Source organism: Mesorhizobium sp. LjNodule214 (genome assembly GCF_964252735.1).
Lineage (GTDB): Bacteria > Pseudomonadota > Alphaproteobacteria > Rhizobiales > Rhizobiaceae > Mesorhizobium.
The window spans coordinates 204,925-223,019 of the sequence record NZ_CAXUPE020000005.1; the positions used below are offsets into that span (position 1 = coordinate 204,925).

General features: G+C 61.4%; 9 protein-coding genes. 4 read left to right on the plus strand and 5 right to left on the minus strand.

Annotation, left to right across the window (positions count from 1 at the left end; translation table 11 throughout):
* Window positions 1-19: 19 nt before the first annotated feature.
* Together ACSQ3Z_RS34635 and ACSQ3Z_RS34640 are read left to right on the plus strand one after the other, a co-directional pair.
* Complete coding sequence (locus ACSQ3Z_RS34635; protein ID WP_436175619.1) at window positions 20-3,394, plus strand: AAA family ATPase; 3,375 nt, start codon at window positions 20-22, stop codon at window positions 3,392-3,394.
* A 346-nt stretch (window positions 3,395-3,740) separates the two neighbouring features.
* Complete coding sequence (locus ACSQ3Z_RS34640) at window positions 3,741-5,465, plus strand: adenylate/guanylate cyclase domain-containing protein (RefSeq protein WP_436175620.1); 1,725 nt, start codon at window positions 3,741-3,743, stop codon at window positions 5,463-5,465.
* 100 nt (window positions 5,466-5,565) lie between these two features.
* Here ACSQ3Z_RS34640 and ACSQ3Z_RS34645 read toward each other — a convergent pair whose 3' ends face one another.
* From ACSQ3Z_RS34645 to ACSQ3Z_RS34665, 5 genes are all read right to left on the minus strand, one after another.
* A complete protein-coding gene (locus ACSQ3Z_RS34645; RefSeq protein WP_436175621.1) occupies window positions 5,566-7,299 on the minus strand; it encodes an adenylate/guanylate cyclase domain-containing protein in 1,734 nt (577 codons plus the stop codon).
* A 462-nt stretch (window positions 7,300-7,761) separates the two neighbouring features.
* Window positions 7,762-9,507 carry an adenylate/guanylate cyclase domain-containing protein gene (locus tag ACSQ3Z_RS34650; RefSeq protein ID WP_436175622.1) on the minus strand — a complete coding sequence of 582 codons (1,746 nt, stop codon included), beginning with the start codon at window positions 9,505-9,507 and terminating at the stop codon, window positions 7,762-7,764.
* Between the two features lie 435 nt (window positions 9,508-9,942).
* Window positions 9,943-10,758: an oxidoreductase gene (locus ACSQ3Z_RS34655; protein WP_436175623.1), complete on the minus strand. Its 816-nt coding sequence runs from the start codon at window positions 10,756-10,758 to the stop codon at window positions 9,943-9,945.
* 70 nt (window positions 10,759-10,828) lie between these two features.
* Entirely contained in the window at window positions 10,829-12,130 is a 1,302-nt protein-coding gene (fabF, locus tag ACSQ3Z_RS34660) for a beta-ketoacyl-ACP synthase II (RefSeq protein ID WP_436175624.1), read from the minus strand.
* Window positions 12,131-12,177: 47 nt separating this feature from the next.
* The gene (locus tag ACSQ3Z_RS34665) at window positions 12,178-12,756 is read right to left on the minus strand and encodes a TetR/AcrR family transcriptional regulator (protein WP_436175625.1); all 579 of its coding nucleotides are present in this window, start codon (window positions 12,754-12,756) and stop codon (window positions 12,178-12,180) included.
* Between the two features lie 132 nt (window positions 12,757-12,888).
* Between ACSQ3Z_RS34665 and ACSQ3Z_RS34670 the strand changes: the two genes are divergently transcribed.
* Window positions 12,889-13,953, plus strand: coding sequence for an efflux RND transporter periplasmic adaptor subunit (locus ACSQ3Z_RS34670; RefSeq protein ID WP_436171879.1), 1,065 nt, complete (start codon window positions 12,889-12,891; stop codon window positions 13,951-13,953).
* Window positions 13,953-17,063 (plus strand): efflux RND transporter permease subunit, encoded by a 3,111-nt coding sequence (locus ACSQ3Z_RS34675; protein ID WP_436175626.1) that lies wholly within the window; start codon window positions 13,953-13,955, stop codon window positions 17,061-17,063. The genes ACSQ3Z_RS34670 and ACSQ3Z_RS34675 overlap by 1 nt, the downstream gene beginning before the upstream one ends.
* Window positions 17,064-18,095: the final 1,032 nt, after the last annotated feature.

Consider the following 18,095-nt stretch of genomic DNA (forward strand, 5'->3'; position numbering starts at 1 on the left):
GCAAGCCAGGGGCGCCGCCATGGACGTCGGAGGTTGGCTGCGGAGGCTTGGCCTCGAACAGTATGAGGCCTCCTTCCGCGAGAATAAGATCGACGACACGGTCCTGCCGAGGTTGACGGCCGAGGACTTGAAGGATCTTGGTGTCGGATTTGTCGGAGATCGTCGTAAGCTGCTCGACGCCATCGCAGCCTTGCGCGCTCAAGTAGGCGCACCAACACCGCTGTTATCCGATGCGCCTCTGGCAATCGACAACGCCGCGAAGGACCCCGCCGAGCGCCGCCAGGTCACCGTGATGTTCTCGGACCTTGTCGGCTCGACAGCACTCTCCGCGCGAATGGACCCTGAGGATTTGCGTGAGGTGATTGCGGCCTATCAGAAGTGCGTTGCCGAGGCCGTGCGTCGCTTCGGCGGGTTTGTGGCTAAATACATGGGCGACGGCGTGCTGGTGTATTTTGGCTATCCGAAGGCGCATGAGGACGACGCAGAGCGAGCCGTGCGCGCGGGGCTGGCGGTCGTTGATTCGATCGCAAGGCTCGCGCCCCCGGCACAAGCGGCGCTGGCGATACGTGTCGGCATCGCAACGGGGCTGGTGGTGGTGGGCGATCTCATCGGCGAAGGAGCGGCGCAGGAGGAAGCGGTGGTCGGCGAGTCGCCGAACCTAGCGGCGCGGTTGCAAGCATTGGCGGCGCCCGGCCAGATCGTGATCCCGCTCGCCACACGCCGACTGCTCGGCGGGCTGTTCGAGCTCGTAGACCTGGGTCTGCACGACCTGAAAGGGTTCGACGCCCCGATCCGCGCGTGGCGCGTGCTTCGCGAGAGTGCCGCCGAGACCCGGTTCGAAGCGCGCGCGACGAGCGGCCTCGCCCCAACAGTTGGGCGCGAGCACGAGTTTGCTCTGCTCGCGGAGCTCTGGAGCAAGGCCGCGTCCGGCGAGGGGCAGGTGGTCCTGCTCTCCGGCGAGCCCGGCATCGGCAAGTCGCACCTGATTCAGGCGCTCCGCGAGCGCCTGCGGGACCGACCGCATATCCGCATCCGCTGCCAGTGCTCGCCGTTCCACGCAAATAGCGCCCTTCGCCCGTCGATTATCCAGCTCACCCGCGCGGCTGGCTTCCATCCAGACGATTCGCCGAGCGTAAAACTCGACAAGCTAGAGAGCCTCTTGGCGCGGTCCACAGACAAGGTCCGGGACGTCGCCCCTTTGTTGGCGGCGTTTCTGTCGCTCCCGGTAGGCAGTCGCTACGCACCCCTGAACCTCAGCCCTCAGCGCCAGAAGGAGCTGACCCTCGAGGCTCTGGTCCGGCAGCTTATTGGCCTAGCGGACCACCAGCCCGTGCTGATGGTTTTCGAGGATATCCACTGGATTGATCCAACTTCGCTAGAGCTTCTCGACCGATTGGTCCAGCAGATCCCCCGCCTTGCAGTATTGGCGATCTTCAGTTTCCGCCCTGAGTTCAAGCCGCGGTGGATCGGCCACCCGCGGGTCACCTCGCTCACGCTGAACCGCTTAAGCCGCCGGCAGGGCGCGACCCTGGTGGAGCGGTTGACCGGGGGCAAGGCGCTGCCGGGCGGGTTGCTCGAGCTGATGGTGGCCAAGACAGACGGCGTGCCCCTGTTCCTCGAGGAGGTGACCAAGGCCGTAATTGAATCTGACGTGCTGACCGATGAAGGCGACCGCTACGCACTCTCGGGCCCGCTGCCACCGTTGGCGATCCCTGCAACCCTGCAGGATTCTCTGCTGGCGCGGCTCGATCGGCTAATGACGCCAGCGCGGGAGGTCGCGCAGATTGGCGCCGCCATCGGCCGCGAATTCTCTTATGAGCTGCTGGCGGCGGTCGCGCAGCGCGAGGAACGGGAACTGCAGGGCGCCCTCGACCAACTAATCAGCGCCGAACTCGTGATCGCGCGCGGTCGGCCGCCGCACGGGACGTGCATCTTCAAGCACGCATTGGTGGGAGATGCCGCGTATGCCACCTTGCTGCGTAGTCGCCGCCAGCAGCTGCATACCCGGATCGCCCACGCGCTCGAGCAGCATTTCGGCGAGGTCGTCGAACACGAGCCCGAGATCGTGGCTCAGCACTATACGGCTGCAGGCCTCCCTCTTCAGGCCATCAGCTATTGGCAGCGCGCGGGAGAGAGCGCCAACGACCGTTCGGCCAACGATGAGGCCCAGAGCCATCTGCAGAAAGCGCTGAACTTAATCGAAACGCTCCCCGCGGGCCCGGAGCGCCAGCGGCGCGAGCTCGCAGCGCTAACGGTGCTGGGCCGCGTGCTCACCGCCAAGAATGGCTACGCAAATGCCGAGGTCGAGCCGGTTTATTCTCGCGCGCGCCGCCTTTGCGAGGTGATGCCAGAAGATGCGGATGTCTTCCCGGTTCTGCTCGGCCTGGCCATCTACTCGGCCACGCGCGCCGAACTCACGTCGGCGCACGAGCTGAGTGGACGGCTTCTCGACCTTGCCCTGCAGAGTAACGATCCCGTGCGGGTGGTCGAGGCCCATTATGCTCGGGGAATCAGCTTTTCTTGGCGCGGCGACTTCAGGGAGGCACGGAAACATTTAGAGCTGGCCTCCGAAGCGTATCGCCCGCAGCGACATCGAGCTCATCTCGCCCTCTACGGCCAGGATCCCGGACCGATTTGCCTATGTCGTGGGTCAGCGGTGCTTTGGCACCTCGGCTACCCCGACCAGGCGCTGACCCGGATGGAAGACGCCCTTGTCTTGGCCGAGCGATTGGCGCACCCCTTCAGCCGCGCTTATGTGCTGATATGGGCAGCGTGGTTACGACTATTCCGACGCGAGGTGGCCGAAGCCGAGGAGCGGATCGACCGTGCGCTCACTTTCGCGACCGAGCAGGCGTATCCCTTCTGGGTTGCCATGGCCGCCCAGCAGAAGGGATGGCTCTCGGCGAAGCAGGGCCAGAAGGAGCGAGCGATCGCCCAAATTGAGGATGGCCTGGCCCGGATGCAGGCCGTCGGAACGCAAGTGACGCAGGCGTACACGATGGGATTCCTCGGGGAGGTGCTCGGGAGTGTCAATCGCGCGTCGGACGGCGTGCGCCTGATCGATCGGGCTCTCGACCAGGTGAACCGGACCCGCGAGCTGTGGTGCGATGCCGAATTGCTGCGGCTCCGAGGTGCTATATTGGCTGCCGCGGAACCAAGCGATTGCCACGAGGCTGAAATCTCGTTCCGCCAAGCGATCGAACGGTCTCGTGAGCAAGGTGCCAAATCCTGGGAGCTCCGCGCCGCCACATCGCTTGCGCGCCTTTTGGCCGAACAGGGCAAGCGCGCCGAGGCGCACGACCTGCTCGCGCCTACCTACGGCTGGTTCACCGAGGGCTTCGACACGCTCGATTTGAAAGAGGCTAAGGCCTTGCTCGACAAACTGGGGGCATGATGACGCACATGCTAGCCATGCAATGTCCGGTCCTGGCGCGACCACGACCTCCAGCGTGGTCAACCGCAATGTCTGCTTCCAGTCGGAGGCAAAGTTCGCCTTTATGGCCGACATGTGGCGCGAAGCTTACTTTCGCGAAGGTCAACATCTGGCCCTACGCGGGCGTTAAGGCGCCTAACCGCAAGCGCGGCCGTCGAAGCGGGAGCGATGCTCTGATCGTGTCGCTTAGTTAGCGGTCCACTCCTGGCAACTGCGAGTTTGGAGGGTTCGCGAAATAGGCACTGGACGAAGCCCCTCTGAGTCGTCAACGTTTTGTCGGGCAAATACCTCGGTTCTCGGAGCTGAGATGACCAATTCTGCCGACCAGAAGGTTGAAAGGCGTCTCGCAGCGATTCTCGCAGCAGACGTGGTCGGCTACTCGAGTCTGATGGGCCGGGACGACGAGGGCACCCTCGCCAGGATAAAAAGTCTTCGGCACGATCTGATCGAACCCAAGCTGGCCGAGCATCGGGGACGTGTGTTCAAGACGACCGGCGACGGGCTCCTGGCTGAGTTTTCGAGCCCCGTGGAGGCGGTCCGGTGCGCTGTAGAGCTCCAAGGTTCCCTCACCGCGGACCCATCGCAGATGCTTCAGCTTCGAATCGGCATCAATCTCGGTGATGTCATGATCGAGCCAGACGGAGACATCTACGGAGACGGCGTGAACGTAGCGGCGCGTCTCGAGCAATTGGCGGACCCGGGCGGCATTTGCGTGTCGGCTAAAGTCTACGAGGAGGTCCGAGACAAGCTGCGATACACGTACGACGATCGGGGTGAGCATCAGGTCAAAAACATTGCGCGACCATTGAGGGTTTACAGCCTCTCGCTTCATGGGAAGCCCCCGCGGATGAACGATACGTTCTCCAAAGGCAGCCACAGGCCCGCGGTTACCGTCCTGCCCTTCGTCAACATGAGCGGTGACCCCACGCAACAATATTTCGCAGATGGTCTTACCGAGGACGTCGTGACAGCTCTCTTGCGCGTCTCCGGGACAGTGGTCGTATCAGGAGCTTCGCGCATCGGGCGGCCGCAATCCGAACACAGAACGCCTCGGGCCAATCCGACGTTTCTGCTCGAGGGAAGCGTGCGCCGGTCAGGCAATCGCGCCCGGGCTACGACTCAGCTGACGAGCCCCTCGGGGGAGGTGTTGTGGAGCGATAAATATGATTTTGAGTTGAACGATGTCTTTGCAGTTCAGGACGAATTGGCCCGAAGCATAACTGCGGCGTTGAAAATCAAGGTCGAGGAGCATGAACATCACCACGCATTGACCAAGCCGCCGACAAACCTGGATGCCTATGATTACTGCCTCCGGGGTCGACATCTGGGAAGGAGCTTCCACCGCAGCGACCGCCAGCGAGCGCAAAACATGTTCTTATCGGCCATCGAGGCAGACCCCGAATACGCACGGGGATATATCGAGCTCGCGTGGCTGGATATCCGCAGGCTCAAATGGGGTGAGGCATCCGACCCAGACGCCGCGCTCGCTCGGGCACTGGATGCCGCGACGACCGCGACTACGTTGGACCCGAACGACGCCGACTGTCACTGGATGTTAGGGTTGATCCATCTTTGGAAGCGAGACCACGCAAAGTCGATAGTCTGTTATGAGCGGGCGCGAACAATCAGTCCGAACCACCCCGATCTGCTCGCCGACATGTGCGACATGCTTGGTTATGCAGGGAGACCTGAAGAGGCCATTGAGGTCGGGAAGATGGCTGTGCGGCTAAACCCGAACCCGCCCGATTGGTACCTCTGGGACATAGGTGCGGGTTATTACCTGCTGGGCGATTACAACGAGGCGATGCACTACCTGCAAAGGATAGCGCAGCCAGGACCTGCCTACCGGCTTATTGCGGCAACCTATGCCCGACTCGGGCGACCGGACGATGCGATGCAGGCAGGCGCCGAACTGCTGAAGATAAATCCTGAGTTCTCGATCAGTCGCTACGCAGCCCAGGCTCCGTATGCGAACCGAGAGGATCTCGATCGGTATGTGACCGGGCTGCGCATGGCGGGCCTTCCGGAATAGACTTGTGGAGGTCTGCAAATGGCGGCGCAATGCAGACGTTCGTGACCGTCTGGTTTTGACCAAAACCCGACTCAGCCGTGTCGGGAAATTCCACCGTACTTCAGACGTTGATACCGCTCTTCCGGAAGCCTTCGAGCCAGTGATCCCTATCCGCCTGTCGCGAGCACATTCGCATCCAAAATGTGATGACGGATTTCAAGTCGTGTCCCGGGGGCCGCTTTCGTTCATATTCCTTGACGGCGGCTCCCGCTTGGTCAGGCTGTCCTGTTTGCGCATACGCGGCAGCCAAGGCCAGGTATACGAGTGCAGGGATGTTCTGATAGGTCTCGTGAATCTCGATCACTTTCTCATAGTTGCGAAGCATATAGTGGCAGTCGCAGAGCTGATCGAGACGCTGATCATCGGAGGCGTAGGGTTCAAAGTGCTCTGACCTGGCGAACCACTCGAGAGCTTGATCGGGTTCCCCTGTATAACTAAGTGCGCAACCCAGGACGTAAAGCGCAAACGGGTCGTTGGGGTTGAGGGTAACCGCGCGCTCGGCATATTTTCTAGCCAACCGGTGATCACCCGATATGTGATACGTATACGCCGCATACGCGTTGACTGTCGGATTATTCTCATCGAGCGAAACGGCCTGCTGTGCGTGTTTTCTACCACGATTCAGCGTGCTTTCCGGCGGCAATCCCAAAACTAGGATTCCGAATACGCAAGTCATGCCGAGGCCGGCATGCGCCATGGCATAGTTGGCATCTGCCTTGACCGCCTTATCATACCAATCGAGTGCGATTGATAGGCCTTCTGTTAGATGCAAAAACGCCCAGCGGCCGCGAAGTTCACAGTCGTAAGCGGTGAGATTGTTTGGTGCCTTTCTTCGGAGATGCTCAACAGCAAAGCGATCGAGGCGGCCGGGAATCGCCGCGGAAATAGCGCGCACCAGTTCGTCTTGGACGATAAAGATGTCATCCAAGTCACGATCGTAACGCTCAGCCCAGAGATGATTTCCGGTAGCCGCTTCGATCAACTGGGCAGTCACTCGGACCCGATTGCTTGTCTTGCGGATGCTTCCTTCGACGACGTATTGCGCACCGAGTTCGCGTCCGATCCGCCGCACGTCAGTAGCTTTGCCGCGATACTGAAACGATGAGTTTCGAGCGATAACGAACAGCGAAGAGAAGCGGGATAATTCTGTGATGATGTCCTCGGTAATGCCATCGCTCAAGTATTGTTGCTCCTGATCGCCGCTCATATTGTCGAACGGGAGCACGGCGATCGTATGCTTCGTGGAGGCAGCTTCGGCCGGAAGAGGGCCCGCTACCCTCGTCCCCGTTCTCACCCGGTATGCCCGCACCGGCCGATCGATGTTTTTGAGTGTCTGCTCGCCCATATCTTCTATGACGCAGTCGACTTTGCCGCGGACCTCCTCATGCACCTTGCCCGAGATGCAAATGCCACTGGGTTCGGCCATGGCTTCAAGTCGCGCCGCGATGTTTACGCCATCGCCGAATATATCAGTACCCTCGCCAACGACTTCGCCGAGATTGATGCCGATACGCAATTTGATCTGCCGTTCCTCGGTCAGATCGGCGTTCGTCTCGGCCATTCCCTGCTGCAGGCCGAGCGCGCAGCGCAGCGCATTGACGGCACTGAGAAACTCTACCAACACGCCATCGCCCATGAACTTGACGATCCGCCCGCCGTTTTCGCGAACTAGCGGTTCGACGATACTCTTCCGTCGCTCCTTTAGCGCGGCGAGGGTCAGCGCTTCGTCCGCCGCCATGAGGCGGGAATAGCCGACCACATCGGCGACAAGAATGGCAGCGAGGCGGCGCTTCACGGTAGGTTCTCCTATCGGAGAGGGATTATCGGCCATTCCTCATAGAAGCGACAGCGATAAGAACGCCCGCAACTTCGGCTATTGATGCTGTGGACGGCTTTCCGGCAGCCGTTCAGCCTGTTGAGTTCATCATGGCAACGCTCCGATGATAGTGAGGCTGATCTCCAAGTCGGCCATTTTGCCAATGTCCACAAACGGTACAACCGCGGCTGTCAGCGTGGTCGATTGGAGCGTCGGCTTTCAGGAAGTGGCCAAACTGCTCCCAGCGTCCGAGATGCGGCGCAAAGCTGCCATTCCTTCCGCACGGGAAACTGAACGGATCCGCGTCAAACGGCGACCCATTGCCGGTGGACGATCCATGCTGACATTGTGGCTAATTAAACGGCGAGCGATAGTCGAGGCGCGGAAAGGCCGCTGAGGGCCGGATCAAGTGTCGTAGCGTCGCGGCTGCGTCGTCATCCTTCAATCCGCAATGCCTGCTTTCCGCAGGCCGTCGAGCCAGTGGTCTAGGTCCTCCTGCCGACGATATGGAGAGTCGCGCTTGTAGTCAGACAGAGTGAAACCTGGCTTCCGTTCAAGGCATCTGCCCCAGGCCAATCGTGCCTCTTCGGCGCGTCCTAGCTGGCCCAAACACGCAGCCAGATTGGCGAATCCCCGATCATAGTTGTTGTTATCCCAGCGGCGGAACGACTGCAGTGACGCCTCATAGTCGCCGAGCAGATAATGCGTAAATGCAAGCAGCTCGTGGATATCGCGGTCTTCTAGTGGATTGAGCCGTCGCAGCCGCTCGCCTATCTCGCGGGCCTTGGCGAGTTGACCGTCCCAAAGGGAGATGTAGCCAACCCAGTTGAGTGCCATCGCATTTGTGGGTCCGAGCACGAGCGCGCGTTGCCAATGGGTCTCAGCAGTCTCGAAGTCGCCTTTCCATGCATGTAGAGCGGCAACAACCGCCTCTGCGAGTCCGCTGGCATCGCCGAGTTCAATCGACCGCAAGGCCGACTGCATCGCTAACACTTTCAGACCTCGGTCGGCCCTGAAGGCAGAGAGCGTCGCGTAGGCGTCCGCGAGGCATGCATGCGCCCGCGCCGAATCCGGCTCCCAGCCAAGAGCCAGCTTAAAGAACTCGATAGCGGCGACGGTGTCGTTTTCCGTAAATCGGTGCGTAGCCTCGATTCCGCGCAAGAATGCGTCATAGGCACCGAGGCTTGCTTTGGTTTGCCTGGTCCGCGCGATTTCGGCAGCTCCAACCTTACCGACCAACGCCCAGGCGATCCGTTCTGTCACCTCGTCTTGTACGGCGAAGAGGTCGTCGATGCTTCGATCATAACGCTCCGCCCAGACGTGATTGCCGGATGATGCTTCTATCAGCTGCACCGTGATCCTTACGCGTGCCCCAGCCTTCCGAACGCTTCCCTCGACGACGTAGCGTACCCCGAGCTTCCTTCCCACCTCGGTAGTGTTTACGGACCGTCCTTTGAAAACGAATGAGGAATTGCGAGCGATTACGAACAGGCTTTGGCTACGGCTAAGCTCCGTGATTAGGTCCTCGGTTATTCCGTCCGAGAAATATTCCTGTTCAGGATCCGCCGACATATTAGCGAAGGGAAGGACGGCTACCGACGGCTTGAACGGAAGCGGCAAATCCTTCGCCGAGGCGATAGCGACGGAAGCTTCTTGTCCCCGCTCTCCCGTTTCGACCCGGTAGGCACGAACCGCCCCAGCTATGTTCTTCATCGTATGATCGCCAAGGTCGACGAGCTCGTAAGGAAGTTTGCCATTTACCTGATCATAAACGCTGCGCCCAATGACGACGCCTCCGGGCTCGCTGACCTTTTCCAGCCTCGCCGCAATGTTCACGCAGTCGCCGTAGATGGTCGTCTCATCCAGGATGACCTCACCAGCGTTGATACCCATTCTGAAGGCCATGCGCTGTTCTGACGGAAGATCAGTGTTGCGTACCGTTATGCGCTCTTGCGTCTCGACTGCGAACTGCAACGCATCGACAGCGCTGGCGAACTCGATCAGCAGACTGTCGCCTGCGGTGCTGACCAGCCGACCCCTGAATTGCGCGACCTTTGGATCGATCACTTCCGCGCGCAGTGCCTTCAGATGGAAGAGAGTCCCGGCCTCATCGGCCCCCATCAAACGCGAGTAGCCAGCTACATCTGCTGCCAAAACCGCCACAAGCTTTCGTTCTGGGCGCGCCACGATGCCTCCGGCACTACACGTGGGTTTGCTATAGCGTAGCACTCGCGCCTATGCGCAACTAGCCACCGGAGAACATCCGCTTTGGGTCCAGTTGCAGACGCTTGGTGACTACTCGTCCAACGTCTTGATTTGGGCCGGAAGCGGACTTTCCGCTTAGGGGCTTGGAATGTGAAAAGCTGACATTTAGGCGCCCCCCATGCATCGACGTGAAATGACCTCAGTCGGACCATGCCGAGCCAACTTAGATGCCGGAAAGAAGACGTCCGGGTAAACTCAGCGCGCGGAACCAACTCTTGGAAACGATGGGCCGTCCATCGTCCGCCAATATTAGGCTTCGGTCTTTCTCGCCAATGTGGCGCCGATGTTTCCGGCGCCGATGATTCCAATCTTCATCGTATGTCCTTTCGCGACTGTTAGATGTTGCTGATGCCGACGTCAGACCGGCAGCCCGAGCTGCTTTCGCAGGCTTTTGTCGAATGCGGACGCGGGTACGAAACGGCGCAGGAAACTGACCTGGCGCGCCATTTTTCCCGCCGCATAGCGCCTCTTCGGAGCGCGATCGATCGCAGCGGCCAGAACGGTCTTGGCAACCACTTCGGGCGCATCGCCTTTTTCCATCGCTTTCCGCACCGCTGCAGTCATGCCGGCGCGCGCGGAGTCATAGATATCAAGCAACTGATCGGGGGCGGCGAGATTGTCCTCGAATGACGTGCGAGTATAGGCGGGCTCCACCAACGAAACGCGAATGCCGAACGGGCGCAATTCGTGATCGAGCGATTCGGAATAACCCTCGATGGCATGTTTGGTCGACGCGTAAAGCGCGAAATAGGGAGCGGGGATGAACCCCTGTACCGAACTCAAATTGACGATTCTGCCCTTCCCTTGGCGTCGCATTGCCGGCAACACCGCGTTGGTCACGCGCAAAACGCCGAAGACGTTCACGTCGAACAGCGCCTGGGCCTGGGCGGTCGAGGACTCCTCCGCGCCGCCAAACAGACCCATGCCGGCATTGTTAACAAGCAGGTCGATGCGTCCGGCCTTGGCCAGAACGTCATCGACCATTTTCGCAACGGACGCGTCGTCGGTCACGTCGCAGGTCAGCATGGTAACGCCGTCGGATTGTTTGGAGGCTCCACGACGGCTGGTTCCGAATACGCGAAAGCCAGCGCTTAGCAAGGCTTCGGCGGTAGCCCGCCCGATGCCGGAAGATGCCCCTGTGACGAGAGCGACGCCAGGATTGGTCTTGTTCATGGAAATCATTTCTTTCTTCGTGTTGGATCGGAGTTGGAGAAGCATGAAAGGTCGGTGTGAAGGGTGCCAATCATGAGCGCCCCTGGCCCTCGCGTCGGGCCGCCGGGGCGGTCCAGCGCCTGAACAAGGCGCTGGCATTCACGCCGCCAAAACCGAAGCCATTGGAGATCGCGTACTCCATCTCCATTGGCCGGGGCTCGTTTGCGACGAAGTCGATGCCGTCGGCGGCCGGATCGGGAGTACTCAGATTGAGCGTCGGCGGCGCCACCTGATCACTGAGCGCCAGGATCGCGAAGATGGCACCAAGCCCGCCGGCCGCGCCCAGCAGGTGCCCGGTCGCCGATTTCGTTGCGCTGACAGCGATCGCGAAATCGCGCCCGAACACGCTCTTGATCGCTTCGATCTCACCCAGGTCGCCTATCGGCGTGGAGGTCGCATGTGCATTGAGATGACGAACCTCGCGCGGCGAAATCCCTGCCTGGGCAATCGCGATCTCCATGGCCCGGCGTGCGCCGCCGCCGTCCTCAGGCCCGGACGTGACGTGATGAGCATCCGCCGTCGTGCCGTAGCCGACGAGTTCGGCGAGCGGTTTTGCGCCGCGCGCCAGCGCGTGGCTCAATGCCTCGATGACCAGCGCGCCGGCTCCTTCGCCCATGACGAAGCCGTCCCTCGATATGTCGAAGGGACGCGAGGCTTGAGCGGGTGCCTCATTGAAGCCGGTCGAAAGAGAGCGTGCGGCAGCAAACCCACCGAGACTGACGATGTTCATGCACGCTTCCGTACCCCCGCACACGGCAATATCAGCTTCGTTCGCGCGAATAAGGCGCGCCGCATCGCCGATCGCCTGGATGCCGGCCGCGCACGCCGTCACCGGCGCACCCAATGGACCTTTGAAGCCATGACGGATGGAGATCTGGCCCGCTGCCAGGTTCACCAGGAAGGACGGCACCGTAAAGGGCGACAGGCGGCGGGCGCCACGCAGGTCGACCGTGCGCACCGCCTCGGTGATGGCGGGGAACCCGCCGATGCCTGAAGCGATGATCGTGGCCGTGCGCAGGCGATCCGTTTCCAAGGCAGGCTTCCATTTCGCCTGCGTAAGCGCCTCTTCAGCCGCCGCCAGCGCAAAGAGAATGAACCGATCCACCTTGCGCTGATCCTTCGCAGATAGGACGACATCTGGGTCGAAACCAGCGTCCGGATCTTCTTCCAAGGAGGGAACCACGCCGCCAATCTTCGCCGGCAGGTCTCCCACCACATCGTCCGGAAGCCTACGGATGCCCGAACGACCGGCCAGCAGGCGCGACCAGGACGCTTCAACATTGGCAGCAAGGGGCGTGACCGCCCCCATGCCTGTGACAACAATCCGTCGCATCTATTCTCCTATCAAATTGGGTGCGCCGACAGCGCTGCCCACGCCGTTCAAGCGGCGACTGCTTCGCGAACCTGATCGGTCGCCGCATCCAGAAAGGCCTGCGCGAGGTCGGGATCGTTGACGACCCGCGAGAGGAGCACCGCGCCGACCATTGTCGAGAGAATGGCCATGGCCTTGCCGCCGGCCTCCTCGCCGTCGGTCCCGCCCACCCAACTGTCGAGCATTTCAAGGTATTCCCTGATCCCGGCCTCGAATGACGCCTTCACCTCGGGGCCCTGTCTGGCAACATCCGAGCCGAGCGCAACGACCGGGCAGCCGTCCATCCTTTCTCCGCGATGGTCCATACTGAGATAGAACGCGATCACCCCGCCGAGCGGATCCTCAGGGCTTGCCGCAGTTGCGGCCGACCATCGGTGGGTGGCGCTCTCCATCGCCCGCCTAGACGCTTGCGCCGCCAGGTCGTCCTTTGATTCGAATTGCTTGTAGAAGGCGCCCTGGGTCAGCCCGGCACCCTTCATCAGATCCTTGAGGCCGATGCCATCAAAGCCATGGTCGCGAAAAAGGCGGCTTGCCACATTGATCACGGTCTCGCGGTTTTCTGCTGCTTGAACGCGGCTCACGCGCATCGTCGATCTCCTATTTTTTGATTGCGTTCGTAATCTATAATCGATATAGAGGGCGAACGCAATCTATTTTGAGATGAGGCGACGAGCGTGAAAAAGAGAACCGTTATCGTATTGGGATCGACCCTCACGGCGATGTCATGGGCGGCGGCATTCGCCACGCTTGCTACTCCTGCGCAGGAAGCCCCTTTGGTGACCGACCCGAGGCAGGAAGCACCATTCGTCAGATTGGTGTCGGCAGCGCCGGTGACCGGATCAGAACGCGGCTTCACCGGCATCATCGGGGCGAGGGTGCAGAGCAATCTCGGCTTTCGGGTTCCCGGCAAGATCGTGGAACGGTTGGTGGACGTCGGTCAGGAGGTCAAAGCCGGTCAGCCGCTGATGCGGATTGACGATACCGATCTGCGCCTTGCGCTTTCGGCGAAACGCAATGCCGTTGCGGCAGCGCGTGCAACCGTCGTTCAGACACAGCCGGATGAACGGCGCTACGCCAGCTTGCTCGGCAGTGGGTGGGTTACACCCCAGCGCTACGAGCAGGCGAAGGCTGCGATGGATACAGCCCAAGCGCAACTTGCCGCCGCCGAAGCCGATGCACGGGTCGCTGAAAACGAGGCGGCCTATGCAGTCCTGTTGGCGGACGCGGATGGAACGGTGGTTGAAACGCTCGGCGAGCCGGGGCAGGTCGTGGCTGCCGGCCAGCCAATGATCCGGATCGCCAAGGCCGGCCCCCGCGAAGCGGTTGTCGCGCTTCCCGAAACGATCCGGCCGGCGATAGGCTCGGCAGCCGAGGCCAGCGTGTATGGTGGCGATGAACGTCGCTATTCAGCGCATCTGCGGCAGCTGTCGGACTCCGCCGATGCCCAGACCCGCACGTATGAGGCGCGCTATGTGCTCGACGGTGAGGCTGCCGCAGCACCGCTTGGCGCGACGGTAACCGTTCGGCTCGCAAGCCAGGTGAAACAGCCGGAGGTCCAGGTGCCACTGGGAGCCGTGCTCGATGACGGCCGCAAGACTGGCGTTTGGGTGTTGGACAGCGCCAGCTCAACTGTACACTTTCAGCCCGTCCAGCTTGTTCGTGTAACCAGCGAGACCGCTGTGATCTCCGGATTGAACTCCAACGTTCCCATTGTGTCGCTCGGCGCCCACCTCCTGCAGGAGGGCGCTCGCGTCCGGACCGAGTCCGAAAGCGGGAGCAACTGATGAGCTTCAATCTGTCCGCGATCGCCGTTCGCGAACGCGCCGTCACCCTGTTCTTCATCCTCTTGCTGGTGGCTGCTGGTGCCTACGCCTTCCTCATGCTCGGCCGGGCCGAGGACCCTAGCTTCACCATCAAGACCATGACGGTTACGACGGCATGGCCGGGCGCGACGGCGCTCGAGATGCAGGATCTCGTCGCCGAACCGTTGGAGAAGCGGCTTCAGGAATTGACCTGGTACGACAGGGTGGAGACGACCACACGGCCAGGTTATGCGTATATGACGGTCACGCTGAAGGACAGCACACCGTCATCCGTCGTGCAGGAGGAGTTCTACCAGGCTCGCAAGAAGCTCGGGGATGAAGCCCGAAACCTGCCGCCCGGCGTCTTTGGCCCCTTCGTCAACGACGAATATTCGGATGTGAGCTTCGCCCTTTATGCGCTGAAGGCCAAGGACATGCCGATGCGGGAACTGGCGCGGCAGGCGGAGGTGATCCGCCAGGACCTCCTGCACGTGCCCGGCGTCAAGAAGATCAACATCCTTGGTGAACGTCCCGAACAGATATTCGTCGAGTTTTCCTACGCCAAGCTGGCAACCCTCGGCGTGTCGGCACAGGACATCGTCGCCGCCTTGCAGCGGCAGAACACCGTCACGCCCGCAGGCTCGATCGACACCCAGGGGCCGCGGCTCTTCATTCGGGTCGACGGCGCCTATGACAGCGTTCAGGCGATCGCCGACACGCCGATTGTCGCCGCGGGGCGGACACTGAAGCTCTCCGACATCGCCGAGGTCAGCCGCGGCTATGAAGACCCTCCCACATACCTCATCCGGCGTCAGGGCGAGCCCACCATCATGCTCGCGGCGGTCATGCAGGAAGGCTGGGATGGTCGCGCGCTCGGCAAGGCGCTGGAGGACAGGACTGCCACGATCGCAAAGACACTGCCGCTTGGGATGACGTTCGACAAGGTGTCCGATCAGGCCGTCAACATCACCTCGGCGGTTGACGAATTCATGTTGAAGTTCGCGATGGCGCTCGGCGTCGTGCTGCTGATCAGCCTGCTCAGCATGGGCTGGCGCGTCGGCATCGTCGTGGCGGCTGCCGTCCCTCTGACGCTCGCCGTCGTGTTCCTCATCATGCTGGAAACCGGCCGGTTCTTCGACCGCATCACGCTCGGTGCCCTCATCCTGGCGCTTGGTCTTCTCGTGGACGACGCCATCATCGCCATCGAGGTGATGGTGGTGAAGATGGAAGAGGGCATGGACCGCATCAAAGCGGCGGCCTATGCATGGAGCCACACCGCGGCGCCGATGCTATCCGGAACGCTGGTGACGATCGCCGGCTTCGTGCCGGTGGGTTTTGCGCGCTCGACGGCCGGCGAATACGCCGGCAACATTTTTTGGGTCGTGGGGTTCGCCCTGATTGTCTCCTGGATCGTCGCGGTGGTCTTCACGCCCTATCTCGGTGTCAAGATGCTGCCCGCGATCAAACCGGTCGAAGGCGGTCACCACGCTATTTACGACACGCCTAACTATCGACGCTTGCGGCGGCTCATCACCTTTGCCGTACGCCATAAGTTCGTAACCTGCGGTATCGTTGGCATCGCCTTCGCCCTTTCCGTCGTCGGTATGGCCGGCATCAAACAGCAGTTCTTCCCGACATCCGACCGCCCCGAAGTGTTGGTGGAGGTTCGCCTGCCGGAAGGTGCCAGCATCGAGACGACGACCGCCGCAGTCGAGAAGCTTGAACATTGGCTGGACAGCCAGCCCGAGGCCAAGATCGTCACCAGCTATGTCGGTCAGGGCGCCCCCCGCTTCTTCTTCGCGATGGCCCCGGAACTGCCTGATCCTGCCTTTGCCAAGATCGTCGTGCTGACCCCGGACGCCGAAGCGCGTGAGTCTTTGAAGCACCGGCTCCGACAGGCAGTGGCGCAGGGGCTTGCCCCCGAGGCGTATGTCCGCGTTGCGCAGCTCGTGTTCGGCCCCTACACGCCGTTCCCCGTCGAGTTCCGGGTTATGGGACCCGATGCCACGCAACTCTACAGCATTTCCGAAGAAGCCCTCGACATCATGCGGGGCGTCCCGGACGTGCGACAGGCCAACCGCGACTGGGGCAATCGCACGCCCGTGCTTCGCTTCGTCCCGGATCAGGATCGACTAAACCTCATCGGCCTCTCGCCGGCGGAGGTGGCACAGCAGCTGCAATTCCTCCTTACGGGCATCCCCGTTACGCAGGTTCGCGAGGACATCCGCAATGTCCCCATCGTGGCACGCAGCGCCGGCGGCGAGCGGCTGGATCCGGCGCGTCTGGCAGATTTCTCACTCGTGAGCCGAGACGGCCGCTCGATTCCGCTCGACCAGATCGGGCATTCGGAAATCCGTCAGGAAGAGCCGATCCTCAAGCGCCGCGACCGCACGCCCGTTGTCACGATCCGCGCGGACATCAATGAGGCGACCCAGCCTCCGGAGGTCTCCAAGCAGATCATGCAGGCCCTTCAGCCGCTGATTGCGTCTCTTCCGGTCGGCTATCGCATCGAAATGGGCGGATCGATCGAAGAGGCTGAAAAGGCCAACACCGCGCTGGGCAAGGTCTTCCCGGCCATGATAGCCGCCATGTTGATCGTCATCATGCTGCAGGTGCGATCCTTCTCGACGATGTTCATGGTCATGCTGACGGCGCCGCTTGGCCTTGTCGGCGTCGTGCCGATGCTGCTCACCTTCCACCAACCCTTCGGGTTCAACGCCATTCTGGGCATGATAGGACTGGCCGGCATCCTGATGCGCAATACGCTGATCCTGACCGAACAGATCAAGGAGAACCGTGCTGCCGGCATTGACGACTATCACGCCGTCATCGAGGCCACGGTGCAACGCACACGGCCCGTCATTTTGACCGCACTTGCCGCGGTGCTGGCCTTCATCCCCCTCACGCACTCCGTCTTCTGGGGCTCAATGGCCTATACGCTGATCGGCGGAACGGCGGCCGGCACGGTGTTGATCCTGCTCTTCCTTCCCGCGCTCTACACCGCGTGGTTCCGGATCAAGCCGACTGCGGATGAGATCCATGAGGTTTCGACGGAGGAACTGGAACTGCGACCAGCTTTGGCCGCCGAGTAGGCCCTGGTGTTGGAGGAGACGGTTCAAATTCTGACCCGCTGGGTTGCCTAAACATACGCAGTGTCAAGCTAGGCGATCCTGCCGACAGGGCGCTCAGTGGGCCAGCAGCAGCACGATGTCAGGTCTGGAGGATCGCTACGACTGACGGGAATTGGCGCACCGGTGACCTCTAGCGCGGTCGCCGATAACGTCCGCTTCAAGGCAGTGGCACAGCTAACTTTATTGACCGCAATGCGGCGCGAAGCGGCCATTCACCGTGCGCGGGACAAAGGTGTCCTTTTGCTCAAAAACGGCCATTCCGGCACAACCAGCCTTGGGCTCAAAATACAACAAGGCCCCTCCCGGGGCCTTGCGTATCAACATCAGTGCCTTCGCCGAAGAGCTTGAAAGCGCCGCCGATCGCATTGCGGCCATCTCGCGAGCGGATCTGCAGATCATCCTTCGTCGCGCCGCCCTTTTGCTGAGAAACGTCGCTGGCGTGCGGCGGCCTACGTCGCCGGCGACATCAGCCGCGAAGAGTATCGCCTGCGGGTCGTTCGGCCAGCGAAACGGGCATAGCCGAAACTCCAGCTATCAAGGCGAAAGGCCGCCTGCCCTACGCAGGCGGTTTTTTGTTGGCACCGCCGATGTCCGAGAGCCCTGCCAAAGGTTCCTATTTCTACCCGAACACGTCGGACGATCCCGATCGTGCCGATGTGCTGCGCAACAGGTTCGGCATCGAGTCGAATTCCGAGCTGCGCATCGAAGAATACCGCGCCACGGCCTTCCGCATGGCGGAAATTGCCGAAGGCGACGGCCCGCAAGGGCAATTCGACAAGGCGCATCTTAAGGCTATTCACGGCCATATCTTTCAGGACGTCTACGAATGGGCCGGGCACGCGCGCAATGAAAGCCCGATCGTCGACGGGCAGCGTGTGGAGCCGATCGGTGGCCTCTCCAAAGGCGGCACCGCATTCCTGCACGGCTCGCGCATCGAAATGGGGCTCGACGAAGCGTTGAAGCCTATCCGTGATCCGATGTCTTGCGCGGCTC